Below are 25,137 nucleotides of genomic sequence, written 5' to 3'. Positions count from 1 at the left end.
GCGTTTAGTAGGCATCAAAGAAAATAATTGGTTTGACTATGTTGTCTTCCTTTTTCATCATCATGTGGAAGGCTTTACCGATTTCGTCAAACTCAAAACGGTGAGTCGTGAGCATAGTGGGGTTGACTCGTTCTGTTTCAATGAGTCTTAGCAATCGTTGCATTCGCTCCTTTCCGCCAGGGCAAAGCATCGTTGTTATGGTTTTGTCAGCCATGCCAACACCCCAGCCTTCTCTTGGGATGGGTACCGTTTCACCTTTGCCGTGGTAGCCAGAGTTGGAAACCGTGCCACCTGGCTTTGTTGCCTCTATGCACCATCCGAAAGCTTTGGGGCCTCCAACACATTCCAGTGAGGAATCTACACCTTTGCCTTTGGTGATTTTCATGATCTCGCTAATGGGATCTTCATGTTCAAAGTTAATGATGGCATCAGCTCCGTACTCCAGGGCAAAGTCCAGTCGTTGTGGAATTTTGTCGATTGCAATAACCTGTCCTGCCCCTAAAAGGCGTGCGGCTGCCAGAGCCATTAAACCCACGGGACCAACACCAAATACGGCGACGGTTCCGCCTTTGGGGATGTTTGCACCTTCAGCGCAGCCAAAGCCAGTTGGCATCATATCGGCCGTATAAATTGCCACTTCCTCTGAGATGGAGTAGGGGATTATTGTCAGATTTGCATCAGCGCGATTAACGTGAAAGAGTTCAGCAAAGGTGCCGTCTTTTGTATTGGCAAACTTCCACCCTCCAAGAGCTTCATCGCCACATTGAGAACTGTAACCAGATTGGCAGCTGTGGCAGTGATAACAGGGAGTGATTGCATTGACGACAACTCTATCACCCGGCTTCACAGTTTTCACTCCGCTGCCGACTTGCTCAACTATGCCAGTACCTTCGTGCCCTAGGGTGTGATTAAAGCGTTCACCAATGGCACCATTAACCGTATTACAATCAGAAGTGCAAATCATAGCGGCAGTGGAGCGTACGATAGCATCTAGTGGGCCCGGAGCGTGAGGTACTGGCTTGTCCATCGTTTCTACATTGCCAATACCCTGCATGACAAATGTTTTCATCGTTTGTGTCATTTCTTGCTCCCTAAGCTGCATCCAGGCTACTTTTTAAGAATTTATAATGTCTAAAAATCTGTGAGTTGAATCATAAAAAGTTGCGAAAACACCATGTGCAAATTAGTTGATTCGACAAACTATGGATCGATAATTGAGGTTTATGACATAGCCAAAATTAATGTCCATTATTAAAAATATAGGACGGATTAAATTTATGTCAAAATCGATTTTTGGCTTATTTTACTGTGGTTTATATCCGCAGTTACCCTGTGGAAATACCATGGGGCTGCAGTTGGTTTTGGGCTTTTAAGAGCTTTCATTATCTTTTTTGATAGAGTTTGCAGCTGCTGTGATTTGAACTGATCGTAATTTACGGCTTAGTGCTACTAATTGACCTGGCATTGGTATATGTTTGTATGATTAACTGGCCAAGTTGAAAAGCTTTCCAGGGATCTAGAGAGATCAATCAACTTTGAAAATTCGAAATAATAGAAAGTAGAAGCTTATTATTGAGGGGTAAAATGAAAAATATTTTGGTGTTATTGTTGTCTTTAGTGGCCAATAGTCTTATGGCGGATTCATTAAGTTACGCACAAAGAGTAGTAATCCCGTCAAAGGCTCTTGGAGATGATCGATTGCTTCAAATCAGTTTACCCGATTCCTATTCTAAGAGCACTAGATCATACCCGGTAATCTATTTATTACACGGTCAATGGGATACGCTTCCAGCAGCAGCTACTTTGTCGATGTTGGAAAGCTCACTGCCTGAATTTATTGTAGTGGGTATTGAAGGTCGAGGACCCGAGCTCAAGCCCGCTGGTAAGCAGGAGCGAAGTAATTTTTACCAGTTCATTTTGAGTGAGCTGTTACCTTATGTGAAGGAAAACTACCGTACAGCGCCTTATAGTATTTTGTCCGGCCATTCAAATGCTGGGCGTTTTACTGTCGATATGTGGCTGCATGACGGCGAGGCTTTTAATGAGTTTTATGCTTTTAGTCCCTCTTTAGATGATGCTTATTTAAGTAAGCTGATTATGGCAGAAAACTTTGACGCTAATGGACGCTCGCCATTAACCTTGACCATGGCTGATGAGGGTGAGCATATGTTGAGTCCTTTCCAAGAAATATCGAAAAAGTTAGCCACTTTGCCTGAGGGCAGTTTTAACTCTAAGCACTTCCCTGAAGAAAGTCACAGTACTACACGCCATGCCTCACTTCGCTTTGCCTTGAGCAAAAGCTTTGCTGTTTGGAATCCAAGCAGAGAGGTGAAGAAGGCAGGTTTGGCAAGCCTGCAAGCCCACTATAATGGGCTGCTAGAGAAGTATGGGTTTACTGAAGATATACCGATGGAGACATTGCAGCGTTTGGCAGCTTCCTATGCAATTTCTGAGGATGCAGATAAGCAGGCCAAATTGCAGCCTGTGCTAAACTATTTTGTAAAACAACAAGGCCACTCACTCAAGCCAATGGTAGAGATTGCCCAGTTTTTATTGGCAAATAACTATCAGCAAGGTGGCGAGAGAATGCGAGCTTCATTATGTGAGATGGATAGCAAAATCGAGTTTTGTGGAGCAAAGTAGAATTCAGGTCGTGCCCCTATGTTGATTTAGTTGCAGCTTTGCTTAATGTTCACTTTGCAGCCCACTGGGGCAGGCCTCCTCGCCTGTAACGCTTTTCTATTGTTAGTCATGGTAGTGTCATATAATCCGAGTACAAGGTAGAGTTCGTTTGTCTTGATCAACTAATACGAAGAGCGCCGCTGCACGGCTCGGTAATGATCCAATATGTTGCAACTTAAGTTAATAGGAATCCTGGTTCTGCTATGTGGCCTGTGCTCACAGGCTGCGATATCTGAAACATCAGTGGCTGATAAGTCTTGCGATGAATCCTGCAGTTTTGTGCTGCTAAGTGAAGCTGACGGTAAATTTCACTTCAGTAACCGTCAAAGAGCTGAGCAACGTTTCACACCTTACTCAACCTTTAAGGTTGTGAATACTCTCATTGCTTTAGAAGAAGGGCTCATCACAGGCCCCAGCCATACTTTGAAACTTAACCAGAATCGCTACCCTGTTGAGAAATGGTGGCCTCAAAGTTGGTATCAAACTCCATTAAGTATTCGTGAGGCCTTCCATGCTTCGGCGCTACCGCTATACCGTCAATTAGCCCTTGATGTTGGGAAAGACTCGATGAGTGCACGCTTGCAAGGCCTTCACTATGGGAATGGTGATATAAGCTCTGGATTAGATAGCTTTTGGCTTAATGGGAGTCTACAGATTAGCGCTGTAGAGCAGCTGTGTTTTCTTAGGCGCTTGGCACGTCACGAGCTGCCACTGAAAGATGAAACTTTTACGATCTTTAATCGGGTTATGGAGGTTGACCTTGAAAAAGAGAGTAAGAGCTTTGCCAATGCCATTCGAACTTTTGGACCTGATGTTAAACTGTTTGCAAAAACAGGTGGCGGCCCAATTCGAAAAGGGCGCTATATAGGTTGGTATGTTGGCTATCTACAATCGGCGAAATCCAATTACTATTTTGCCCTTAATATGGAAGCGAATAGTTTTAAAGCTTTACAGGGCGCGCGCAAAACTATGCTGATTTCTCAACTTAGAGGTATAGGGCTCTTATAGACGGACCGTTAGCGCCCTTTGCTGCAAAATTGCAGCGGCTATAACTGAACTTAGCATTGGGCTGGTGGCAATTGCGAGTGCAGTGCTAATCATTGTGTACTCGCTAAAACTCAAGACGCTCCCGACAATGGCATGACGCGCTGCCAAATAATATTGGCAGCAGAAGATTAGCATTATACCGATCCCCCGCAAGTAATCCTTTGCAAGCAGTAGTTTTGAGCTGTTTTCATCTCGTGTTATTTTCTTGGTGCTTCTCATCGCTGTGAACAAAGCCGCAGCTGCAAGCAGTGTCAGCAGATAGTTTGCGCTCAATAAATGATCGATGTTGGCTAATCGAACGAGTGAAACAGAGATAAAAATCAACGGCAGTATCGCCAGCTGTTTTAGGCTAGCGCTTCTCGCTCGGCTTTGCCAAACGGAGAAAGTCAGTAATAGTACAAATAAAGGGAATACCCAGACTGGGGTGCCGCTTAGTATATTCATATTGTTAGCCTCGTTTTCAGTATGGGCTCAGTTTACAAAGCTAAGAAAACGGCAATCAGTGCCAAAAGTCATTTTGGGCTAGGGCATAAAACTCGCTATACTCTGATACGACAATAAGGCAGCCCGGCTGCCTCATCTCTTGAGCGCCAAAATAGGAATAACTAGGCTTATGGCCGTTGATATCGTTTTAGTTAAAAAGCTCAGTAAGCTGATGGTAACTGCCAATAAAGGCGATCACTTCCATCAGCTAGGTTTGGAGTTTACCCATATGGAGACGGGTGCCTGTGAAATGCGCCTACCGTATAGCGAGCGCCTAGTCGGCAACCCAGATACCGGAGTGGTGCATGGTGGAGCTATTACCGCTTTGCTGGATACCTGCTGTGGTATGGCTTGTGCGTCGGTTTTGGAGGATATTGGTCTGACACCAACCATGGATCTTCGCATCGACTATATGGGAGTGGCAGAGCCGGGTCAGGATATCTATGCCCGTGCTGATGTTTATCGTAGCTCACAAAGTGTCTTATTTGCCCGCGGGCGTGCTTACACCAAGGGCCAGGAAGATCGCCCCGTTGCCCACTGTATAGCTAACTTTATTCGCTTAGATGAGGAGGTTTTGAAGAATTTAAGTGAACAGTTTAGACCCTTCCTCGATGCTGTGGAGATAGACGAATGAGTGCCATTTCAAAAGCTTGTGAGCAGGCCAGAGCAGAGTGGAAACCTGAGCTAATTATTGAACAAATTCCATACGCCAGGCTGCTTGGCATCGAAACCCACAATATGGGTGATGAACTATTTTTTGTGCTGCCTCCAAGCAAGGGTAATGTAGGCAACCCAACCCTGCCGGCTCTGCATGGTGGGGCGATCGGTGGCTTCCTGGAGCTATCGGCCAGTTTGCACCTGATGATGACTCTGCCTACTCAGGTGACACCTAAAGTCGTGGATATTTCGGTAGATTATGTACGCCCTGGGAGGCTTGAACCCCTTTATGCGCTGTGCACCGTTGTGCGCCAGGGGCGTAAACTGGTGAATGTCTCGGTAAATTGCTGGCATAAAACACGCGATGAGAGTGTAGCCACTGCGAGAGCTCACTTTTTAGTCGATTGAGGCGATTTTTAGCCACCCTTATCTTGTCTTGAAGGGGCCTCTTAAATAAAGAAGGGGCCCTTGCAAAGAATCTCTTTGATCCGCTCTTCTTCCCCTTTAAAAGTCGAAATTGAACCCCATAACAGGGTTTATACACCTTAATGGTGACTCGACTGACCAAGGAGAATGCTTAGATGAGCGTTGATGCACAAAAACAAACCATGGGATTCCAGACCGAAGCCAAGCAGCTGCTTCACTTGATGATCCACTCTTTGTATTCCAATAAGGAAATCTTCCTTCGCGAGCTGGTATCTAATGCTTCAGATGCGGCCGATAAACTGCGATTTTTGGCGCTGTCGAACGGTGATCTGTATGAAAATGACGCCGAGCTAAAAATTCGAGTTGAATTTGATAAAGAGGCTAAAACCGTCACTATTGCTGATAATGGCATTGGTATGAACCGTGACGATGTGATCGAGCACTTAGGCACCATTGCTAAGTCAGGTACAGCTAACTTTCTTTCGAATCTTTCCGGTGATGAAAAGAAGGATTCACAGCTGATTGGCCAGTTCGGTGTTGGTTTTTATTCGGCATTTATTGTCGCCGATAAGGTTGAAGTTTTTACCCGTAAAGCTGGGGAATCCAGCGAGCAGGGCGTGCACTGGGAATGTGACGGCGAAGCGGAATTTAGCGTTGAAAATATCGATCGAAGCGAGCGCGGCACAACAGTTGTCTTGCACCTAAAAGACGATGCCAATGAGTTTGCTGATGACTGGCGTTTACGTTCGGTAATTAAAAAATACTCTGATCATATTTCTTTGCCAGTGGAAATGCTTAAACAAGAATCGCCGGCTGCGGAAGATGGTGAAGAAAAGACTGATAGCGCAGACGCTCCAGAATATGAGGTGATTAATACCGCGACGGCCTTATGGACTCGCTCTCGTAGTGAAGTGAGTGATGAAGAGTACAAGGAATTTTATAAACACATCTCCCACGACTTTGCAGATCCCGTTAAGTGGAGCCACAACCGGGTAGAAGGTAAGTTGGATTACACCAGCTTACTGTATATTCCTGCCAAAGCGCCTTTTGATATGTATAACCGTGAAGCAGCGCGTGGCCTAAAGCTATATGTGCAGCGCACTTTCATTATGGATGATGCGGAGCAGTTCCTGCCGATGTATCTGCGCTTTGTAAAAGGTGTTGTTGATTCTAACGATTTATCATTGAACGTTAGTCGCGAAATTTTGCAGAAAGACCCAAATATCGATGCGATGCGTTCTGCATTGACCAAGCGCGTATTGGACACCTTGAGTAAAATGGCGAGCAAAGAGCCTGAGCAATACGCTGAATTTTGGACTGAGTTTGGCCAGGTGCTAAAAGAGGGCCCGGCGGAAGATTTCGCCAATAAAGAGAAAGTTGCTAAGCTGTTTCGCTTTGCGAGTACCCACACAGATAAAGCCGATCAAGATCAATCTCTTGAGGCCTATATTGAGCGTATGCAAGAAGGCCAAGACAAAATTTATTATGTGGCTGCTGAGAATTTCAATACCGCGAAAAACAGCCCTCATTTAGAGGTATTCCGTAAGAAGGGTATTGAAGTATTGCTGCTAAGCGATCGTGTAGATGATTGGCTAATGAGCCATATGATGGAATTTGAAGGTAAGCAATTCCAGGATGTCGGTAAAGGAGCCCTAGATCTAGGTGAGCTGGAAAGTGAAGAAGACAAGAAAGCTCAAGAAGAATCGGAAAAGCAGTTTGAGTCTCTCATCGAGCGCGCCAAAGCTGCTCTGGAAGGGCGTGTGGATCAAGTGCGCATCACCCACCGTTTGACCGATTCACCGGCTTGTTTGGTGGTCAATGAACACGATATGGGTGCTCAGATGCGACGTTTATTAGAGCAAGCCGGACAAGATGTTCCAGATAGCAATCCGAATCTAGAGCTTAATCCTGAGCATCCGCTAGTTGTGAAGTTGGATCAGGAAGCCGATGAAGATCGCTTTGCTGATCTGGTGGGCATTTTATTTGACCAAGCCAATTTGGCTGAGGGTGGGCAATTGGAAGACCCTGCCAATTATGTGCAAAAGCTCAATAAACTCTTGTTAGAGCTAAGCCACTAAGCTTTTGCTATAGTAGCTTTTGTTGTAATGCACTCAATGCGAGTTTATGCATTGGGTGTATTTCATAAAAATGACCGACATACTAGAGATCAGTGGCGTGGCTTCGCGAGTAAAATCGCAATGACAGCGGCTGATTAAAAGCGGGCAAGCAATAAGCTCGTATTTAAAAATACAAGTTAAAAGGTTGGTAAGGCGTTATGACAACACCACAACAGGTAGCGGTTCTTGGCGGCGGCAGTTTTGGCACAGCCATTGCTAACATCGCGGCAACTAACGGCCATAAAACCTTTCAGTGGATGCGAAACGAAGAGCAGGCTGCTAAAGTTCAGCAGGCTCGTGAAAACAGTGATTACCTGCCCGGCTATAAATTAAGCGACAATTTGTGTGCAACGGCCGACCTTGCTGAAGCTGTTAGCGCCGCCGATGTGGTCTTTATTGCCATACCCAGTAAAGCGTTTCGAGAGGTGGCTCGTTTAGTGTCACCGCTTCTAAAAGCTAGAACAATGGTTATCAGTACCACCAAAGGTATTGAGCCTACTGGTTTTACTTTGATGAGCCAAGTCCTGGAGCAAGAATTAAGTGATGCCCGCATCGGTGTTTTGAGTGGGCCGAATTTTGCTAAAGAGATTGTTGCCCATCAACAAACCGGTTCAGTGATTGCCAGCTCGGATGATGAGTTGATAGCCTGTGTTCAAGAATTGCTGTGTTCCAGTACCTTCCGTTTGTATGCCAATAGTGACTGCTATGGGGTTGAGCTTGGCGGTGCGCTGAAAAACATCTATGCCATCGTTACCGGTTTGGCAACCGCCCTGGGCTGTGGCCACAATACTATAGCTATGTTATTGACTCGTTCATTGGCTGAAATGGGGCGTTTCGCTAAGCATCTGGACGCCGACCCTATGACATTTTTAGGTCTGGCCGGAGTAGGCGATTTAATTTTAACCTGCACTTCAGATTTAAGCCGCAACTATCGTTTAGGTATGGCGATTGCTCAGGGTAAGTCTCTAGAGCAGGCGGAAAGTGATATTGGGCAAGCCGTGGAAGGTGTTAATACCTTGCGATTGGTAAAGCAAAAAGCCGATGAGCTTGATGTCTATATGCCTTTGGCAAGCGCTTTACATGGTATTTTATTTGAAGACTACAGTATAGCTGATGTCGCTGACAAGCTAATGGGCGGCGAACAAAATACTGATGTTGAATACTCCCAAAAAGATTTTTAACTCTTTCAAGCGTAATTGATAGGTCAGATAATTTAATCTTTTTTAACACTAAGACGAAAATCAAAAGGTGCGATATGAGTGATTCCCCAAACGAGCATAAATATTCACTATTGGGCGCCGAGATCTGGTTACGTCTCGCTTTTATGGTGATTTTCGCTTTAGCTTTGAAGCTGGCTATTGTGGTTTTGACTGCTTTTGTATTGGTGCAATTTATCATTGTGTTGTTTACGGGAGCCGTTAATAAGTCACTTCTAGCTGTTAGTAAATCCACTTCTGAATTTGTACTGCAATCTTGGTTGTTTCTGAGCTTTGCGAGTGAAGAAAAACCCTTTCCATTTCGTGATTGGCCATCTTAATTGGATTTATACTACGGTATAGTAGTGAGCTGCAATGCAATAATAGCTACCTTATTTAGCTTGCCAGGTAACGGGGAAAGGTGAAATGCGCTTGTATATATTAAGGCATGGGCAGGCCTCATATCAGGCTGCAACTGATGCCGAAAGGGAGTTAACCGAAAGAGGAAGATCTGAAACCCAAGCTATTGTTCGCCAGTTTTTAGCAGGCGCCGAACGGCCTATCACTATTGTGAGCAGTCCTTATGTAAGGGCCCAGCAAACTGCCGAAATTGCTGCCAAAGAGTTAGCTTTTGATGCAGCTTCAATAGAAAAGATTTATCAGTCTCCTTGGTTAGAGCTACGCTCCGAAAGTGCGCCTGATCAGGCTATTCAGAAAATATCAGAGTGGTTTGCTAGCAATAGCCAGCGGGATTTACTGTGTGTGAGCCATCAGCCTTTGGTGGGGCAGTTAATCAATAGTTTGGCAGATCTGAGTCCTGGGCGATATATGATGGGAACCAGTGCCTTAGCCTGCTTAGAAGGTGAAGACTGTTTGCCAGCCTGTATGGACTTGCTGTCTTTGCAGCAGCCGTAGTCATAAAAATTCAAAACGTAAGGCATGACATGAAAGAGCAGTTAAGTCGTGGTCGAGATATACACTTCGATGTTTTTGACCGTGTGATTGCGGCTCAAGAATGGGGCAAGCCAGGTGGTCGAAAAGTTCTGGCGATTCATGGCTGGCTGGATAATAGTGCCAGCTTTGCGCCAATGAGCAATCACTTAGAGGATGTCCACTTTATCGCTTTGGATACCGCAGGGCATGGTCACAGCTCCCATATAGCTCCTGGTTTAGCCTATAACATTTGGCAAGATATTGCAGATATCTTCGCGATAGCTGATAGCCTAGGTTGGCAAGAGTTTAATCTGATTGGTCATTCCAGAGGCGCTATTATCGCAGCACTGGCAGCGGGGACCTTTCCAGAGCGAATTAAAGGCTTAGGTTTAATTGATGCTTTAGCACCGCCGCCAATATCGGCGGAAGATTCTCCAGCCCAATTGGCTAAATCAATTGTCGATGTGGCCCGTCGACAGGATAGAGCAACAAGTATTTTTAACGATGCCGATGCGGCTATAGTTGCTCGACAAAAAGGCATGCACAAGATTTCAGAGCAGGCCGCTCGCCTGATTGTCGAGCGGGGTATTAAGCCTGTCGCTGGTGGTTATACTTGGAGTAGCGATCCACGATTGATGTCCGCTTCGGCGTTTAAACTCAGTCAGGAGCAAATTGAAGCTTTTTTGGGGCGTATTTCCGCCAGCTGTTGTTTAATCGCAGCGAGCTTGGGCTTGCAAAAGTACATCGCTAAGCAAGAGGGCTTGCTAGGTAAAATTAGCAATATCGAGAAGCATTTATTTGATGGTGGGCATTTTCTTCACATGGAAGAGCATCAATTTGATATTGCACGCCTAATGGATGCTATTCTAGAGCCCTAGGCTTCGGTTTGATACCCAAATTGCAGCTCTAAACTCAAACTGCGGTTCTAAACTTAAACTGCAGTTCCAGAAAGGGACGCCATGAATATATTAAAAGTGTCGGCAAAACAAAACCATCTTAGCTTGGTGTTTAGCTTTTTGCTAAGCCTGTTGTATGTGGGCAACCTGCAGGCTCAAGACTGGATCGATCCTGAAAATAGCAAAGTGAGCCGGGTAGTCTACGACTCAAAAGCTGAGACGCAGCAATGGCTGCTGCCCCTAGGCCCTATAGAGCGCATCGATGGTTTGTGGCAGCCAGAGCAATCGCGCCAACTTGAGGGAAAGCTGCGACGTCGTACATTAGAATTTAGAGCCGAGAACAGTGAGGCTGGTTTATTCAGGGATTATGAGCAGCTACTGAAAAAACAAGGCGCCCAGCTTTTATTCAACTGTCTCGGACGTGATTGTGGCCAGAGTAATAATTGGGCCAATCGATACTTTAATATCTACCAGTTATACGGGCGTGAAGACTCTCAGCGATTAAGCAGCTACTTTTGGCAGTCGAGTGGGCTGGATCATTTTGCACTGTTGTATTTGGTCAGGCGTGGTAATCAGCGTATTTATCTTCAGCAGGAGTTACTGAGCCTAGCAAGTGATCCTGCTGGTACGGCGGTGCTACCCAGTAAAGAGCAAGTTTGGAAGCAGTGGCAAAGCACGGGCTTGCTAAGACTAAGTCAATCTACGGGTCAACTGGATCAGCAGGGGGCATTGCTCCCGGCTTGGCTAAAGCTGATATCAGAGTTGATGCGAGACCACCCTAAAGCTAAGTTGGATGTTGTCGGCCATTCCTATGCCTTGCCTAGTTCCCGGTCAAATACAGAGCCAGCGGCTAAAGCTCAAGCAGATACGATGTTGCAAACCTTGAAGGCTGGCCTGTTGGCGGCGGGAGTGTCAGAAGGGCGCATTCAGCTTCATAACTTGGCAAATTTGGCGCCTCTTAACTCCCGTTTAGAAGGGGCTAGATTGGATTTGCTGTTACATTAATAGCCCTGCTTAGAACTTATGAGCTGTTTTTAAGCCTAAAAACAGCTCTACTCAACGTCTTTCCCTCGTTTTAAACCCTTTCCGTTCCTAATTCACGCTCGCATTCACTGAGGTGGCTTGACCTTGCCTCGTTATAATTTCATGTAGTCTAAAAAAGCGATAACAAGAAGCGAGAATGTTATGAATAAATACCTTGGGGCCGCCATTGTTTATGGCGTCAGCGCATTATCTGCGGCGGTATCTTCTGCCGCCGAGCAAGATCCGTTTATGTGGCTAGAAGATGTCGAGGGCAAAAAGCAGTTGGACTGGGTCGCTCAAAAGAATGAGCGAAGCCTTGCAGAAATTAAGCAATATCCTGGCTTTCAAGGCCTGGTCGATAATGCTCTGGAAGTCTTAGACAATAAAGATCGCATTCCTTATGCCGGTCGAAATGGCGATTACTATTACAACTTCTGGAAGGACGCTACGCATCCGCGTGGTATCTACCGTAGAGCTACGTTGGCTGAGTACAAGAAAGATCAGCCTAAGTGGGAAACGGTATTAGATATCGACGCTCTTGGTAAAAAAGAAGAAGTGAACTGGGTCTATAAGGGCATGAGTTGCCTGCAGCCGGAATATACCCAATGCATGGTAGCGCTTTCACGTGGTGGTGCGGATGCGGTTGAGTATCGAGAGTTTGATTTGCTCAGTGGCAAGTTTATTAAAGATGGTCTGTATCTTCCGGAAGCTAAGTCTCGCCTGACTTGGATTGATAAAGATACCTTAATTGTGGGTACGGACTTTGGTGATGGTGAGAGCCTTACTGACTCAGGCTACCCACGGGTTTTAAAAATGTGGCATCGTGGCAAGGGCTTTAAAAACGGTAAAACCGTTTATGAAGCAGATAAAGCCTCGGTTTCCGCCGCTTCTTATACCATGGGCAAGGGTGCCGAAAACACCGTATTTATTCACGATGCTACTGACTTCTACAATGCCAAAACCTTCGTGTACAACGAGGGCAAGCTTCTAGCGGTTGATGTACCTAGCGATTCCGATGTTGAAGGCTTGTTTAAAGGCAATGTTTACCTCTTGCTGAAATCTGATTGGGAGCACCAGGGTAATAGCTTTAAGCAAGGCTCTTTGCTTTACTCAAGCTTGGCGGATATTAAAGCTGGCAAGGCGAGCTTTAAACTGTTCCAGGCTCCGAGTGCTGGGAAAACCATTAAGGGTGTGGCGTTTACCAAAAACAGTTTGTTGATCAGCTGGTTGGATAATGTACGCAGCTCAGTAGTGCGTTATACGCCAACAAAGAAAGGCAAATGGCAAGAGCATCGCTTAGAACTCGATGATAAGGCCGTTGTTGGATTAGTTGATGTTGATGATCGTTATGACGATTTTCTAGTGAGCTATTCAAGCTTTATCGAGCCGTCTACGCTTTATCAATTTAACGATGGCAAAACAGGCAAGGAGAAAATTAAATCTACGCCGGCCATGTTTGATGGCTCTAGTTATAAGGTTGAGCAATATAAGGCTAAATCCAAGGATGGCACCATGGTGCCTTACTTTGTGGTGATGGATAAAAAGCTCAAGTTTAATGGCAAAAATCCCACCCTATTGTACGGCTACGGTGGCTTTGAGATTTCTCTTTTGCCTCGCTATTCAGCAACCATTGGTAAAAACTGGTTAGAGCAGGGTGGTGTCTATGTGCTGTCGAATATTCGCGGTGGTGGTGAGTTCGGCCCCGCTTGGCACCAAGCGGCGTTGAAAGAAAATCGCCATAAAGCCTATGAGGATTTTGAAGCAATTGCGGAAGATTTGATTGGACGCAAGATTACTTCATCAAAGCACTTGGGTATTCAAGGTGGTAGTAACGGTGGTTTGTTAATGGGTAATGCCTTTACCCGTCGTCCAGATCTTTACAATGCTGTGGTCTGCCAGGTTCCGCTATTAGATATGAAGCGCTATAACAAGCTGCTTGCTGGCGCGAGCTGGATGGCGGAGTACGGTAATCCAGATATTGCTGAAGAGTGGGATTTCATTAAAACCTTCTCGCCTTATCACAATGTCAGCAAAGATAAAAAATACCCTAAAGTATTTTTTACCACGTCGACTCGTGATGACCGAGTACACCCAGGTCATGCTCGTAAGATGGTGGCACTTATGGAAAGCCAAGGTCACGACGTGTTGTACTTTGAAAATATCGAAGGTGGCCATGCGGGTGCGGCAGATGTTAAGCAGCGCGCCGAGCTTAGTGCGCTAGCCTATGCCTATCTACTAAGCCAGCTTAAGTAGTAGATACTCAGCTTATACGCCGTTCAGTAAAATTTGTTTTAGTAGTAGATTTAAAAGGGGCTTTTTAAGCCCCTTTTTTAATCACTTATTTTAAATTCTATACGTTTAGTATTTGAATTTATGGACTAGGCCCTGCAGCTTACTTGATAGACCAGCTAACTCTTCGCTGGCCGCTGAAATTTGGCCTATTGAACCTCCAGATTCGGCCGACATAATATTGATTTCATCGATGCGTTTGCTGACCTCTTCGGCGACCTGGCTTTGCTGGTTAGAGGCCGATGCGATCTGCGAGGTCATATCGGCTATTCGGTCTACCGCATTCGCAGCGCCTTGTAATCGTTCTGAGGTTTCCGTAGATTCCGTAGAAATACGATTGGCCAGATCCACGCTTTCATTCATGGCATTGCCGGCTTCTTTTGCGGCTAAAATTAAGCCTTCAATAACCGACGATATTTGTTCGGTAGCGGCTTGTGTATGTCCTGCTAGGCTGCGTACCTCCTCAGAAACTACGGCAAAGCCTCGGCCATGCTCGCCAGCTCTTGCTGCTTCGATTGCTGCATTGAGTGCGAGCAGATTAGTCTGATCGGCAATGCCGGTAATGGTTTGCAATATGCCAGCTATCTCATCGGTGTTGGCTTGTAGAGTTTCGATTTTCTTCTGGCCGGCACTGATTGAGTTGGCCATGGCCCTTACATTTTTTGCCGCATCATTTACGGCGGTAGAGCTGGCATTAACTTGAATGCGAGCATCATTTGCTGCCTGAGCAGTCGACTCGGTAGTGTTGGATACTTCATTAACTGACGATGACATTTGCTGCACAGAGGCAGCAACGCTTTGGGTTTTTTCTGATTGCTTAGTGATCGTGCTGCTGGTCACGTTGGTGACCGTAGCTAGCTCTTCTGCCGCAGAGGCTTGCCGTTGTGAGGCGCTGTTTATTTCGCTGATGATCTTTCTTAAATTTGAAGCCATATTCTGTACGGAGCCATAAACACATTCGTGGCTGTCGATCTCTTTCATTTTGATGGTTAGGTCGCCATCGGCGATCTTTTGCGTGATGCTTTGCATTTCTTCTGGCTCGCCACCCAAGGGGCGCATCACTGAGTTGCTTAAGGTCCAAGCGACAATCGCGATGAGTACAACGCACAGGAGTACCGTTGCAATTAACAGTAATTGCAATTTATCAACTGCGGCCATGGCTTCAGCCTCATCGATTTCAACTAAAATCGACCAGTTAAGTCCGTCAAAACCCAGTGGTGAAAACGCCGACAGCACTGGATTGCCATTGTAATCCCGAATAACTTCGGCACCACTTTGCCCGCGTGCAGCAAGTTCGGTAGCCTGAGTTTGAACCGCACCTTTCCCAGGGTTTCGAGAAGAGCCTACTACCGAATGGTCGATAGGGCTTAAATAGGAGTCTGATCGCATCAAATTATCTGGACCAACGAGGTAGCTTTCTCCCGTTTCGCCAAGCCCTGAGCGTTCCGTCATAATGGCGTTTAGCTTGTCGATAGGGAATTGAAAAATTAAGGTGCCGATGCGCTCGCCCTGGGAAAAAATCGGCTGAGCGATAAAGCCTGCTGGCGCGTTAAAAGAAGGAAGATAGGTTTTAAAGTCGATAAAAATTGCCGACTGTCGTTCATTGGCTCTCTCGGAGCTGCGCAAGGCATCAGCTAAGCCGCTGTTGGCGTATGGGCCATTAAGTAATGACGTCGCAAAATCCACCTCCTTGTATACCGAGTAAATAACATCACCCGCTGAATTAATAAGAAATATATCGTAGTAGCCAAAACGCTCTAGATAATCGCGTAGATAAGGGTGAATGCTTTTGTGTGCATTATCGTAGTCCGAAAAGATATTGGCCTCATCCAGTAGGTGCTTATTACCAACTGGGTTGGGATTATTACTGATATAAGCCTGTTGAAGGTCAATGGCATTGGCTGAAAGGGGAGACAGTAAATCGTCCACATTCACTTGGTTGTTTGGCTCAAGCTCCTTGAGTTTAGGCAGGAAGTGTCGGCTGTAATATTCGGCCAGCTCTGCACGCGTATTATTTAGCTGGCTTGATTGACTATCGGGTGAGCGAATATCGTCGTAGGCCTCTGAGAGCTCTTTGGTGGCATTAACAATTAGCTCGCTGCGACTCAAGGAGGCAATTTGTTGAGCTGAATTATTTAAATAGTTAACAACGGATACTTTTTTAGTTTCCCGCAGAGATTCTAGCTGCCGAAAGGTTTGCTGTGTTAAAGAGTCACTTGCTTGAAAAAGGGCGAAACTTGCGACGGCTAATGCGGGCAGCAGGCCAACAAGTAGAAGGTTGCTAAGGATTTTGTTTTTAAAGCCTAGTTTTAACACGAGGTATCCCTCCGGCTTGGCATAAGCTCTTACAGGGCTGCCGCTTGGGCAAGCCGGTTATGAATGATGCCGAGCGATCCGAGGTGGGGGCGGGCAGTTCATTCCATTGAAGGGTATAAAACCAATCATTTGTTACTGCCCCAGATTGATACCTTATCTAAAGGTTTAGCAAAATGCTGGGGCTTTACAAGCTGAGAGGAGGCTTTAAGTGACGCTTTGCCGGTGATCGATCTATGGTAGAGCAGGGGATTATTGAGCACACAAAAAGTGTGTGCTTGCTGGGGTAGGGGCTGTGGGCAACTTTGAGACTCAGGTCAAAAAGCTTATGCTTGATCGCCAATTCCCGTACAATGTTGCCCCTTTGCCTCGTAAGAACCTTTTTCAAATGGCTGTTGAACAAGAACTGTACACTATCAGAGATTATATTCGTTGGGCCGCATCGCGCTTTAGCGAAGCTGAGCTGTTTTTTGGTCATGGTACAGACAATGCCTGGGATGAAGCCACAGCTTTGGTATTGCAATCTCTTCACCTTCCTTGGGACTGCGATAAAGATACCCTATCAGCAAGGCTAACCTTGAGCGAACGTGAGCTAATCGTTGAGCGAGTCGGGCGACGTGTAAACGAGCGTTTGCCGCTTGCCTATTTGACTGGCCAAGCCTACTTCTGTGGCCTGTCTTTTGATGTTAATGAACATGTACTGGTACCACGATCGCCGGTAGCCGAGCTTATTGAAAATGGTTTTGAGCCCTGGTTAGCGAGTCCGCCTAATTCAGTGTTGGATTTGTGTACCGGCAGTGGCTGCATCGGAATAGCTTGTGCCTATGCCTTTGAGTGGGCAGAGGTGGATCTTAGCGATATTTCGCCTGAGGCGATTAAGGTGGCTGAAAAAAATATCCATCGACACCAACTGGAAGATCGCGTTCGTGCTGTCGAGAGTGATTTGTTTGAAGGCTTGCAAGATCGACGCTACGATTTGATCGTCAGCAATCCGCCTTATGTTAATGCCGAAGACCTGTCTACTATGCCAGCGGAATACCAACAAGAACCTGAAATTGCTTTGGGTTCTGGGGCTGATGGCTTGGACTTTACTCGTCGATTGCTCAAAGAGGCAGCGGCCAGGCTTAATGATGGCGGCGTGTTGATTGTAGAGGTGGGCAATAGCTGGCCAGCACTTGAACAGGCATTTCCCGACGTCGCATTTACTTGGCTAGAATTCGAGCGCGGTGGCCATGGTGTATTTATGCTGCTCAAAGAGCAGCTTACTCAAATAAAGTAACGGGGCCTTCGCTGCTGTAGCGATTTAGAGGCCTTAGTTTTATAAAAGACGACCTTTTAGAGTCGTATGCATAGCAATTGAAAGTTCAAGGTAATAAATCTTATGTCCGGTAATAGTTTCGGAAAATTGTTTACGGTAACTACCTTCGGCGAAAGCCATGGTTTAGCTTTGGGGGCTATCATTGATGGTTGCCCTCCGGGATTAGAGCTATCGGAAGTCGATATACAAGGTGATTTGGATCGTCGTCGTCCAGGTAAAAACCGCTATGAGACTCAGCGTAAAGAAGCTGATGAAGTTAAGATTCTGTCGGGTGTTTTCGAAGGTAAAACTACCGGTACGCCGATTGGCTTACAGATTATGAATACCGATCAGCGCTCTAAAGATTATTCCAATATTAAAGATTTGTATCGCCCAGCTCACGCCGATTACAGCTATATGCAAAAGTACGGCGTGCGTGATTATCGTGGTGGGGGCCGTTCATCTGCACGAGAGACAGCAATGCGTGTTGCCGCGGGTGCCGTGGCTAAAAAGTACTTGGCGCAAGAGTGTGGGATTCAGGTGCGCGCTTATTTGTCCCAGTTAGGCCCGATTAAAATTGAAAACTTTGATTGGGAGGAGGTCGAAAACAATGCCTTCTTTTGCCCCGATGTAAATAAGGTCCCTGAGATGGAAACTTATATGGCTGGGCTAAAGGGTAACTCTATCGGCGCAAAAATTTCAGTTGTCGCCACGGGTATGATTCCAGGCTTGGGCGAGCCTATCTTCGATCGTTTGGATGCTGATCTAGCTCATGCCTTAATGGGGATAAACGCCGTGAAAGGTGTTGAAATTGGTGCTGGTTTTGATTGTGTTGAGCAACTTGGCACTGAGCATCGCGATGAAATAACCCCCGAAGGCTTTTTAAGTAACCGTGCCGGTGGTGTTTTAGGCGGTATTTCAACAGGGCAGGATCTTATCGCCCATATAGCGCTCAAACCAACCTCCAGCATGCATATTCCTGGTCGCAGTGTGAATGTGCAGGGTGAGCCTGTTGAGGTGGTGACAAAAGGGCGCCATGATCCTTGTGTGGGAATTCGAGCTACCCCGATTGCTGAAGCGATGATGGCATTGGTGTTAATGGATCATTTGCTGCGTCACCGTGGACAGAATGGTTCGATAAAGCACGATATCCCTGTCATTCCGCCGCAGGCCTAAAGGTCGCTGATCAAAATGTTCGATAGGTATAGGGCGCAAGCAGCGGCTTCTTCTAGTCAGGATACTCCGTACTGGCGCCTATCGATCTTCTATTTCTTTTATTTTGCGGTATTAGGAGCCTTAGTTCCCTTTTGGGCTTTGTATTTACAAAGTCAGTCCTATTCCGCTCAGCAAATCGGTTATGTCATGGCCGCACTGGCCATATCTCGCATTGTTGCGCCCAATATCTGGGGGTATCTAGCTGATAAAACTGGCCAGCGTTTACGCATAATCCGCTGGGGCAGTTGCTTGGCAGCGCTCTGCTTTTTAGGTGTTTTTTGGCAGAGCAGTTACCTCGCAATGTTTGCTGTGGTTATCGCTTATAGCTTTTTTTGGAATGCGGTACTGGCTCAGTTCGAGGTGGTCACCCTTGATCACCTAACGGAAAACACTGAGCAATACAGTCGCATTCGCCTATGGGGTTCAGTGGGTTTTATTGTGGCGGTTATGCTTTTGGGGGCTTTATTTGATGCCTTTTCTATTGCTTTGCTGCCCATGGCCATGCTGCTTTTGTTGTTGGCGATTTGGTTATCGAGTTTAACGGTCACGGAGGCACAGCCCCGCTCTGTACTTGATAAAAGCAGTGACAATGCCCCAAGGGCAGGCTTTCTTGCCATTGTTAGTCGACGTGAAGTGTGGGTCTTTTTTACCGCCTCATTTTTCCTGCAGGTCAGTCACGGCGCCTATTACACATTTTTTTCTGTGTTATTGGAGCAGCATGGATATTCCGGCTTTGCCATTGGTTTGCTTTGGGCGCTGGGAGTGTTGGCCGAAATTATTTTATTTATGTATATGCCGGCCTTGCTAAGGCGGTTTGGTGCTCGTCTGCTGTTTTGGGCGGCCTTATTAGCGGCGGCGGCGCGTTGGTTATTAACGCCTGTGCTGGTAGATTCTTTGCTAGTGCTCATATTATTGCAGTGCTTACATGCTTTAACCTTTGGTGCGGCGCACGCTGTTTCTATCGAGTGGGTTCACCGCTTTTTTCCGAACAGTAGTCATGGCCAAGGACAAGCTTTGTATACAGCAATGTGTTTTGGGGCAGGTGGTGCTTTAGGTGCAATCCTGTGTGGGTACCTCTGGGACATTAGTCCATTTTGGTGTTTTGCTTTCTGTGCTGGAGCGGCATTAATTGGCTTTCTGCTGTCTTATTGGGGCATGCGTAAAGCTCGGCTCGATTAAGCTAAGATACAGCTTCTACTTGACGTCTTTGGGCGGCAAGAGTAGCGTATTTACAGTCTTGCCCGTCGGCAACAAGGATGTTCACAAATATAACAACTCGGGCGAATTTTGTACGGGGGTTTCTTATGTCAGCCAAGCTACGCTCTGCCTTATTGTATTCACAGTCAGTGGTTTTCTTTTTTTTAGCAAGCGCTGTGCATGTCTCAGCGCAAAACATAGAGCAGTGCCAGAAGATTAACTGTCGCTGCGATGGTTTGTGGAATGCCTGGGGTGAGGCCTGTAAAACGCAGGAAAGCCAGCTAATTGAACAGTGTTCCGATAATGAAGGGAAGATAAGCCGTTATTGCCATTGGCAGGGAGCGAATGCTTTTCCAACGGTTTTGTCTTCCCTGCAACCAGCCAAAGCCTATCGGGCTGATCAGCTAGAGCAAGCAGAAACCACTTTTAATTCGAAGCTGTGGTCAATGCAGCAGGATTTTAGCAGCAGCCAAGAGTTGTATAACAACGGGGATGCCAAATCCGCCGCTGCGATTGCAAAGCGAGTTGATAAGCAAGCAGCTGCGGCTATTTCACAGGGATTAGTGTTATTTAATTTGTATCGCCAACAAGAAGATGAAGAGACCCGAAACATAGCACTGGATCAATTACGCGGTAGCTTATCCGATCAGGAAAACCGCTTTTTGGCCTGGTCAGCGGCGATGTCAAAAGATGGGCAGCTTAAACTGGCAAGGCGTTTTGCGAGATACAGTGGCAATATGGCAGAAGCACAAGGGCTGCTGTTAGATGCTTTGGCTGAATTTGATTCTGCGGCCAATGCTTGGCAGCGTGCTGCTAATAGGGCAAAACAGCTGTTAGAGGCCAGCACCAAACCGAGAATATGGAAGTTCTATCGCGCCCAAGCGGCCAGCCGATATAGCAAGGCGGCATCTTCCGCACGCCGTTATTCTGGTAATGGTGACTCTCTTGCTGCTCAGGCTAATGACCTTTGGGAGATCAGTCTTCCGAGCGCTGCAAAGCCTGAATAAACGCCTGTGCGGCTTTAGATAGGCTGCGCCCCTGATGGTAAATGCAGCCGAGCTCTCGGCTGACTTCAAGCTGAGGTACTTCAATAGATGTCAGGGGACCATCAATCAAACTTTCGGGCAATACACTCCAACCAAGACCAATTGAAACCATCATTTTGATGGTTTCTAAATAGTTGGTAGCCATGCTGACATCAAGCGGTAAATGAAACTGATCGAATTGTCGCTTTAAAATTTGCCCGGTGAAAGTGCTCAAGTCAGGCAATATAGCTGGATGTTCACTAAGAGTTTTTAGCTCGATGGCTTTACCGTTGTTGAGCGGGTGTTCTTTGGCAACTACGCAGATCAATGGGTCGTGCCAGATATGTTCCGCAATCATCTTCTCGTGCTTCTGCGGTGCAAGGGTTACTACCGCAAGTTCCAATTGTCCGTGCAGAATTTTATCAGTAGCTTTTTCTGAATCGATAAAGTCTATAGCCAGTTTTACTTTGGGGTACTGTTGGGAAAACTGACGTAATACCGGTGGCAGCCGGTGTAGGCCGATATGGTGACTGGTGGCCATATTGAGCGTGCCACTGATCTCGCCGCTTTTGTCACTGATTAGGCGTCGGGTCTCCTCAACTTCCATCAGTATTTTATTGGCTCGTGGTAGCAGGGTTCTCCCGGCTTCAGTCAGATCGACAGTGCGGCCAATTCGGTCGAATAATTTACAGTCGAGCTGCTCTTCCAAGCTGGAAATACGTTTGCTAACCGCGGGCTGGGTCAAATGAAGTTTTTGTGCTGCGGCTGAAAAAGAGCGCAATTCAGCAACCGCACAAAAAGCATTCAGTGATTGTGTGTCCATAGTCCTTATTTCCAGTGCTCACTCAAAGGGTGAATAAGATTTATTCGAATTCCAAAATGGAATCGAATGTATGAAAAATATAAATTGGATTTATACATTTTGGGGGCATAGAATGCAATGCATACCCTGTAAAAAGCTGGGACTTTACTTCCCATGCAGCTGTATGGTTGGTGAAACACAAAGACCTGATAAGTAGACCTAAACAGCCTTGCCTAGCAGGCTGTTGCAATGAGAGACAAGAATATGTCCGCCAAGACCTTGTATGACAAGCTCTGGGATAGCCACTTCGTTAAAGAGCGCGATGATGGTTCGGCCCTGATTTATATTGATCGCCACGTGATTCATGAGGTGACTTCACCCCAGGCCTTTGAAGGTCTGCGTCTTGCGGAGCGCGATCTTTGGCGGGTTAACTCTGTTATTGCCACGCCAGATCACAATGTCCCGACCACTTCTGCAGAGCGCAGTGCGGGTGTCGCAGGCATTAAAGACGATGTCGCCCGTATCCAGGTGCAAACGCTTGATGATAACTGTGCTGATTTCGGCGTACGAGAATTCAAAATTAACGATCAGCGTCAAGGCATTGTGCATGTCATTGGCCCTGAGAGTGGCGCTTGCTTGCCGGGTATGACCATTGTTTGTGGTGATTCCCATACTTCTACCAATGGTGCCTTAGGGGCCTTAGCGCACGGTATTGGTACCTCAGAGGTTGAGCATGTGTTCGCAAGCCAGTGTTTGGTTGCCAAGAAAATGAAGAACATGCTGGTTAAGGTCGATGGCGAGCTTGGCCCGGGCGTTAGCCCGAAAGATGTGGTGTTAGCCATTATTGGCCAAATCGGCACTGCAGGTGGAACGGGTTTCGCTATTGAGTTCGGTGGTCAGGTATTTCGAGATATGTCCATGGAAGGCCGTATGACTGTGTGCAATATGGCTATTGAAGCCGGTGCTCGAGTAGGCATGGTTGCTGTGGACCAAACGACTTTGGATTATGTGAAAGGGCGCCCATATGCCCCCGCTGGCGATCAGTGGGATCTAGCTGAAGCGCAGTGGCGAGATCTGCACTCAGATGCGGATGCTCATTTTGATGCGGTAGTAGAAATCGATGGTGCTAGTATTGAGCCGCAAGTCAGCTGGGGTACGTCGCCAGAAATGGTACTTCCGGTATCGGCCAGTGTGCCAAACCCGGACAAAGAAAATGACCCGGTTAAGAAAGAAGGTATCGAGCGTGCCTTAGAATATATGGGCTTAAATGCCGATCAAGCGATTACCGATATCCAACTTGATCGAGTGTTTATTGGTTCTTGCACAAATTCCCGTATAGAAGATATGCGAGCCGCCGCAGCCGTTGTCAAAGGCCGCAAAAAAGCGGACAACGTTAAAGAAGCTATTGTTGTGCCTGGCTCAGGTTTGGTTAAAGCCCAAGCTGAAGAAGAAGGGCTTGATAAGATCTTTATCGAGGCGGGCCTCGAATGGCGCGAGCCGGGTTGTTCTATGTGCTTGGCCATGAATGCCGATAAGCTCGGTGCCGGCGAACATTGTGCCTCCACGTCAAATCGAAACTTTGAAGGTCGTCAAGGCTATGGTGGTCGCACCCATTTGGTTGGCCCAGAGATGGCAGCGGCGGCTGCGATTGCCGGCCATTTTATTGATGTACGTGAATTGATGCAGCAGTAAGTCAAGCAAAGGAAAATATTATGAAAGCATTTAGCCGTTTGCAGGGCTTGGTTGCACCGATGGATCGCGCCAATGTTGATACGGATTTGATTATCCCTAAGCAATTTTTGAAATCCATTAAGCGCAGTGGATTTGGCCCTAACTTATTTGATGAGTTGCGTTATTTGGATGAGGGCTATCCAGGTCAAGATAATAGTCAGCGCCCAATAAACCCAGAGTTTGCCTTAAATCAAGAGCGTTATCAGGGTGCGCAGATATTATTGGCACGTAAGAATTTTGGTTGCGGCTCAAGTCGTGAGCATGCTCCTTGGGCGCTTGATGATTTTGGTATTCGCTGCGTTATTGCGCCAAGTTTTGCCGATATCTTTTTTAACAACTGTTTTAAGAATGGCTTGTTGCCAGTGGTATTGCCTGAAGAAGTAGTCGATCAGCTGTTTCAGCAAATGTATGACAATGTAGGCTATAGCATTGTTGTAGATCTTGAAGCGCAAAAGGTAATTAGCCCAGACGGCAGTGAATACAGCTTTGAAGTTGATGCCTTCCGTCGCCGTTGCTTGTTAAATGGTTTGGATGATATAGGTTTAACCTTGCAGCATAGTGACGATATTAAACAGTTTGAACAGCAGCGCCGCGCCAGTTCGCCTTGGCTGTTTCAAGATTTATAAGTTGAATTGCTGCTTCCTTAAAGAGAAAGCAGCGCTAAATATTTAATTGGAATTTAGCATGTCAAAAACGGTATTGATTTTACCCGGTGACGGAATTGGTCCTGAGATTGTCGCCGAAGCAAAAAAAGTTCTCGATGCGATAAATAAGAGTGGCTCACTAGGCATTGAGTATAGCCATGGCAAGCTTGGGGGGGGCTCCATTGATGAGTGTGGTGTACCTCTGAGTGATGAAACCTTGGCGCTGGCGCGCGAGTCTGATGCGATTTTACTAGGCGCTGTTGGCGGCCCTAAATGGGATCAAATAGACGCCGCAATTCGCCCAGAGAAAGGTTTGTTGAAAATTCGCTCTGAGCTAGAGTTGTTCGCCAATTTGCGCCCAGCTATTTTGTATCCGCAGTTGGCCGAAGCGTCTACCTTAAAACCAGAAGTGGTTTCTGGTCTGGATATTTTGATTGTACGGGAGCTGACTGGCGGTATTTATTTTGGCCAGCCGCGTGGCATCCGCACACTAGAGAATGGTGAACGCCAAGGTTACAACACCTATGTTTATGCCGAGCATGAAATCGAGCGCATTGGTCGTAATGCTTTCGAAATGGCTCGCAAGCGTGGCAAGAAAGTGTGTTCAGTTGATAAGGCTAACGTGCTTGAGGCTACGGTATTGTGGCGCGAGGTGATGGATCGCTTGTCAGCTGAATATCCAGATGTAGAGCTAAGCCATATGTACGTGGATAACGCCGCGATGCAATTGGTTCGTGCGCCAAAACAGTTCGATGTGATTGTTACCGGTAATATGTTTGGTGATATTTTATCGGATGCAGCAGCAATGTTAACCGGTTCTATTGGTATGTTGCCTTCAGCATCTTTGGATAAAAACGGTTGCGGCATGTACGAGCCTTGTCATGGTTCGGCGCCAGATATCGCAGGGCAGGGCATCGCTAACCCACTGGCGACTATTTTGTCGGTAGCGATGATGTTGCGCTATTCACTGGATATGCCAGAGGCTGCCGTGCAAGTCGAAGAAGCTGTATCTAAAGTATTGGATCAAGGTTTGCGTACTGCTGACATTTATACCGATGGCATGCAAAAGGTTAGTACCAGCGAAATGGGTGATGCTGTAGTAGCTGCTCTTTAGTACTTGTTTAAAAAGTTAAAACCGCGAGCGCCATAGTTGTAGCACAAGTC

The 25,137-nt window shown here is 46.6% G+C and carries 22 protein-coding genes; 18 read left to right on the top strand and 4 right to left on the bottom strand.

Translation table 11 applies throughout. The features are described 5' to 3' along the window. Nucleotides 1-4: 4 nt before the first annotated feature. A complete protein-coding gene (locus tag Q1A08_RS14685) occupies nt 5-1,081 on the bottom strand; it encodes a zinc-binding dehydrogenase (protein WP_299774216.1) in 1,077 nt (358 codons plus the stop codon). Nucleotides 1,082-1,584: 503 nt separating this feature from the next. Between Q1A08_RS14685 and Q1A08_RS14680 the strand changes: the two genes are divergently transcribed. Next, entirely contained in the window at nt 1,585-2,643 is a 1,059-nt protein-coding gene (locus Q1A08_RS14680) for an alpha/beta hydrolase-fold protein (protein WP_299774214.1), read from the top strand. A 204-nt stretch (nt 2,644-2,847) separates the two neighbouring features. Next, entirely contained in the window at nt 2,848-3,690 is an 843-nt protein-coding gene (locus Q1A08_RS14675) for a penicillin-binding transpeptidase domain-containing protein (RefSeq protein ID WP_299774212.1), read from the top strand. Here Q1A08_RS14675 and Q1A08_RS14670 read toward each other — a convergent pair. After that, nucleotides 3,685-4,173, bottom strand: a complete 489-nt coding sequence (locus Q1A08_RS14670; protein WP_299774210.1) for a hypothetical protein — start codon at nt 4,171-4,173, stop codon at nt 3,685-3,687. The genes Q1A08_RS14675 and Q1A08_RS14670 overlap by 6 nt on opposite strands. Nucleotides 4,174-4,342: 169 nt before the next feature. On the opposite strand from Q1A08_RS14670, the gene Q1A08_RS14665 reads away from it, so the two are divergent. From Q1A08_RS14665 to Q1A08_RS14625, 9 genes are all read left to right on the top strand, one after another. After that, complete coding sequence (locus Q1A08_RS14665) at nt 4,343-4,846, top strand: PaaI family thioesterase (RefSeq protein WP_299774208.1); 504 nt, start codon at nt 4,343-4,345, stop codon at nt 4,844-4,846. Then, nucleotides 4,843-5,277, top strand: coding sequence for a PaaI family thioesterase (locus Q1A08_RS14660; protein ID WP_299774206.1), 435 nt, complete (start codon nt 4,843-4,845; stop codon nt 5,275-5,277). Before Q1A08_RS14665 ends, Q1A08_RS14660 begins: the two co-directional genes overlap by 4 nt. Before the next feature lie 173 nt (nt 5,278-5,450). Further along, nucleotides 5,451-7,373 carry a molecular chaperone HtpG gene (gene htpG, locus Q1A08_RS14655; RefSeq protein ID WP_299774204.1) on the top strand — a complete coding sequence of 641 codons (1,923 nt, stop codon included), beginning with the start codon at nt 5,451-5,453 and terminating at the stop codon, nt 7,371-7,373. Nucleotides 7,374-7,570: 197 nt separating this feature from the next. After that, complete coding sequence (locus Q1A08_RS14650) at nt 7,571-8,593, top strand: NAD(P)H-dependent glycerol-3-phosphate dehydrogenase (protein ID WP_299774202.1); 1,023 nt, start codon at nt 7,571-7,573, stop codon at nt 8,591-8,593. 74 nt (nt 8,594-8,667) lie between these two features. Further along, nucleotides 8,668-8,949, top strand: coding sequence for a DUF4389 domain-containing protein (locus Q1A08_RS14645; RefSeq protein WP_299774200.1), 282 nt, complete (start codon nt 8,668-8,670; stop codon nt 8,947-8,949). A gap of 85 nt (nt 8,950-9,034) precedes the next feature. Continuing rightward, a complete protein-coding gene (gene sixA, locus Q1A08_RS14640; RefSeq protein WP_299774198.1) occupies nt 9,035-9,523 on the top strand; it encodes a phosphohistidine phosphatase SixA in 489 nt (162 codons plus the stop codon). 29 nt (nt 9,524-9,552) lie between these two features. Continuing rightward, entirely contained in the window at nt 9,553-10,419 is an 867-nt protein-coding gene (locus Q1A08_RS14635; protein WP_299774196.1) for an alpha/beta fold hydrolase, read from the top strand. Between the two features lie 81 nt (nt 10,420-10,500). Then, nucleotides 10,501-11,442, top strand: a complete 942-nt coding sequence (locus Q1A08_RS14630; RefSeq protein ID WP_299774194.1) for a DUF4892 domain-containing protein — start codon at nt 10,501-10,503, stop codon at nt 11,440-11,442. 180 nt (nt 11,443-11,622) lie between these two features. Further along, nucleotides 11,623-13,713 carry a prolyl oligopeptidase family serine peptidase gene (locus tag Q1A08_RS14625; protein WP_299774192.1) on the top strand — a complete coding sequence of 697 codons (2,091 nt, stop codon included), beginning with the start codon at nt 11,623-11,625 and terminating at the stop codon, nt 13,711-13,713. A 105-nt stretch (nt 13,714-13,818) separates the two neighbouring features. Here Q1A08_RS14625 and Q1A08_RS14620 read toward each other — a convergent pair whose 3' ends face one another. Continuing rightward, on the bottom strand, nt 13,819-16,065 hold the full coding sequence (locus Q1A08_RS14620) for a methyl-accepting chemotaxis protein (RefSeq protein ID WP_299774190.1): 2,247 nt from the start codon (nt 16,063-16,065) through the stop codon (nt 13,819-13,821). 385 nt (nt 16,066-16,450) lie between these two features. Here Q1A08_RS14620 and prmB point away from each other — a divergent pair, with 385 nt between their 5' ends. The 4 genes from prmB (at nt 16,451) to Q1A08_RS14600 (ending at nt 20,778) form a co-directional block, all read left to right on the top strand. Then, nucleotides 16,451-17,341 (top strand): 50S ribosomal protein L3 N(5)-glutamine methyltransferase, encoded by an 891-nt coding sequence (gene prmB / locus Q1A08_RS14615; protein WP_299774188.1) that lies wholly within the window; start codon nt 16,451-16,453, stop codon nt 17,339-17,341. Nucleotides 17,342-17,443: 102 nt separating this feature from the next. After that, nucleotides 17,444-18,535, top strand: a complete 1,092-nt coding sequence (gene aroC, locus Q1A08_RS14610) for a chorismate synthase (protein ID WP_299774186.1) — start codon at nt 17,444-17,446, stop codon at nt 18,533-18,535. A gap of 15 nt (nt 18,536-18,550) precedes the next feature. Continuing rightward, nucleotides 18,551-19,753: an MFS transporter gene (locus Q1A08_RS14605; protein WP_299774184.1), complete on the top strand. Its 1,203-nt coding sequence runs from the start codon at nt 18,551-18,553 to the stop codon at nt 19,751-19,753. A gap of 125 nt (nt 19,754-19,878) precedes the next feature. After that, nucleotides 19,879-20,778: a hypothetical protein gene (locus Q1A08_RS14600; protein WP_299774182.1), complete on the top strand. Its 900-nt coding sequence runs from the start codon at nt 19,879-19,881 to the stop codon at nt 20,776-20,778. On the opposite strand, the gene Q1A08_RS14595 is transcribed toward Q1A08_RS14600, so the two are convergent. Next, on the bottom strand, nt 20,747-21,619 hold the full coding sequence (locus tag Q1A08_RS14595; protein ID WP_299774180.1) for a LysR family transcriptional regulator: 873 nt from the start codon (nt 21,617-21,619) through the stop codon (nt 20,747-20,749). The genes Q1A08_RS14600 and Q1A08_RS14595 overlap by 32 nt on opposite strands. A 243-nt stretch (nt 21,620-21,862) precedes the next feature. Between Q1A08_RS14595 and leuC the strand changes: the two genes are divergently transcribed. Genes leuC through leuB form a run of 3 tightly spaced genes read left to right on the top strand, consistent with a single transcriptional unit; the run spans nt 21,863 to nt 25,087 of the window. After that, nucleotides 21,863-23,290: a 3-isopropylmalate dehydratase large subunit gene (leuC, locus tag Q1A08_RS14590; RefSeq protein WP_299774517.1), complete on the top strand. Its 1,428-nt coding sequence runs from the start codon at nt 21,863-21,865 to the stop codon at nt 23,288-23,290. 20 nt (nt 23,291-23,310) lie between these two features. Beyond that, entirely contained in the window at nt 23,311-23,955 is a 645-nt protein-coding gene (gene leuD, locus Q1A08_RS14585) for a 3-isopropylmalate dehydratase small subunit (protein WP_299774178.1), read from the top strand. A gap of 58 nt (nt 23,956-24,013) precedes the next feature. Then, nucleotides 24,014-25,087, top strand: coding sequence for a 3-isopropylmalate dehydrogenase (gene leuB, locus Q1A08_RS14580; RefSeq protein WP_299774176.1), 1,074 nt, complete (start codon nt 24,014-24,016; stop codon nt 25,085-25,087). Nucleotides 25,088-25,137: the final 50 nt, after the last annotated feature.

This window comes from uncultured Pseudoteredinibacter sp., assembly GCF_947500695.1.
In the GTDB taxonomy this organism is placed as follows: Bacteria; Pseudomonadota; Gammaproteobacteria; order Pseudomonadales; family Cellvibrionaceae; genus Pseudoteredinibacter.
This window is presented reverse-complemented; position numbering and strand designations above follow the sequence as displayed.

Bases quoted from the DNA above. Each gene is read 5' to 3' on its own strand.
- Q1A08_RS14685 (WP_299774216.1), bottom strand. From the start codon at position 1,081: ATGACACAAACGATGAAAACATTTGTCATGCAGGGTATTGGCAATGTA.
- Q1A08_RS14680 (WP_299774214.1), top strand. From the start codon at position 1,585: ATGAAAAATATTTTGGTGTTATTGTTGTCTTTAGTGGCCAATAGTCTT.
- Q1A08_RS14675 (WP_299774212.1), top strand. From the start codon at position 2,848: ATGTTGCAACTTAAGTTAATAGGAATCCTGGTTCTGCTATGTGGCCTG.
- Q1A08_RS14670 (WP_299774210.1), bottom strand. From the start codon at position 4,173: ATGAATATACTAAGCGGCACCCCAGTCTGGGTATTCCCTTTATTTGTA.
- Q1A08_RS14665 (WP_299774208.1), top strand. From the start codon at position 4,343: ATGGCCGTTGATATCGTTTTAGTTAAAAAGCTCAGTAAGCTGATGGTA.
- Q1A08_RS14660 (WP_299774206.1), top strand. From the start codon at position 4,843: ATGAGTGCCATTTCAAAAGCTTGTGAGCAGGCCAGAGCAGAGTGGAAA.
- htpG (WP_299774204.1), top strand. From the start codon at position 5,451: ATGAGCGTTGATGCACAAAAACAAACCATGGGATTCCAGACCGAAGCC.
- Q1A08_RS14650 (WP_299774202.1), top strand. From the start codon at position 7,571: ATGACAACACCACAACAGGTAGCGGTTCTTGGCGGCGGCAGTTTTGGC.
- Q1A08_RS14645 (WP_299774200.1), top strand. From the start codon at position 8,668: ATGAGTGATTCCCCAAACGAGCATAAATATTCACTATTGGGCGCCGAG.
- sixA (WP_299774198.1), top strand. From the start codon at position 9,035: ATGCGCTTGTATATATTAAGGCATGGGCAGGCCTCATATCAGGCTGCA.
- Q1A08_RS14635 (WP_299774196.1), top strand. From the start codon at position 9,553: ATGAAAGAGCAGTTAAGTCGTGGTCGAGATATACACTTCGATGTTTTT.
- Q1A08_RS14630 (WP_299774194.1), top strand. From the start codon at position 10,501: ATGAATATATTAAAAGTGTCGGCAAAACAAAACCATCTTAGCTTGGTG.
- Q1A08_RS14625 (WP_299774192.1), top strand. From the start codon at position 11,623: ATGAATAAATACCTTGGGGCCGCCATTGTTTATGGCGTCAGCGCATTA.
- prmB (WP_299774188.1), top strand. From the start codon at position 16,451: ATGGCTGTTGAACAAGAACTGTACACTATCAGAGATTATATTCGTTGG.
- aroC (WP_299774186.1), top strand. From the start codon at position 17,444: ATGTCCGGTAATAGTTTCGGAAAATTGTTTACGGTAACTACCTTCGGC.
- Q1A08_RS14605 (WP_299774184.1), top strand. From the start codon at position 18,551: ATGTTCGATAGGTATAGGGCGCAAGCAGCGGCTTCTTCTAGTCAGGAT.
- Q1A08_RS14600 (WP_299774182.1), top strand. From the start codon at position 19,879: ATGTCAGCCAAGCTACGCTCTGCCTTATTGTATTCACAGTCAGTGGTT.
- Q1A08_RS14595 (WP_299774180.1), bottom strand. From the start codon at position 21,619: ATGGACACACAATCACTGAATGCTTTTTGTGCGGTTGCTGAATTGCGC.
- leuC (WP_299774517.1), top strand. From the start codon at position 21,863: ATGTCCGCCAAGACCTTGTATGACAAGCTCTGGGATAGCCACTTCGTT.
- leuD (WP_299774178.1), top strand. From the start codon at position 23,311: ATGAAAGCATTTAGCCGTTTGCAGGGCTTGGTTGCACCGATGGATCGC.
- leuB (WP_299774176.1), top strand. From the start codon at position 24,014: ATGTCAAAAACGGTATTGATTTTACCCGGTGACGGAATTGGTCCTGAG.